Origin of the sequence: Psychrobacter sp. TB20-MNA-CIBAN-0197 (genome assembly GCF_040309765.1) — a bacterium.
GTDB lineage: Bacteria > Pseudomonadota > Gammaproteobacteria > Pseudomonadales > Moraxellaceae > Psychrobacter > Psychrobacter submarinus.
The window spans coordinates 1-238 of the sequence record NZ_JBEOPC010001355.1 but is presented as its reverse complement, the minus strand read 5'-3'; the positions used below and the strand labels follow the sequence as shown (position 1 = coordinate 238).

1 protein-coding gene is annotated in these 238 nt (G+C 45.8%); it reads right to left on the bottom strand.

Features of this window, described 5'->3' with window-relative positions:
• Positions 1-238, bottom strand: a 238-nt coding sequence (locus AAEY83_RS18385; RefSeq protein ID WP_351061576.1) for a hypothetical protein, incomplete at both ends; no start/stop codon positions are given.

The window sequence follows — 238 nt, the reverse complement described above, 5'->3', positions numbered from 1 at the left end:
CTCACGTATAGTCTCTGCCATACGCTCAATACTAGCAACATCATTATGCAATAAATATACCTGCCCGCCGCGTAGCAACTCACGCAAAATAGCCTCTTTCATTAAAGCTTCTGTCTTTTGCATCACAAAGGTTTTAATGGCCAAACGACGTGCAGGTGGGGTGGCAATAATCGACATATCACGCATTCCAGAGAGCGCCATGTTGAGCGTTCTAGGTATCGGTGTTGCTGTCATAGAC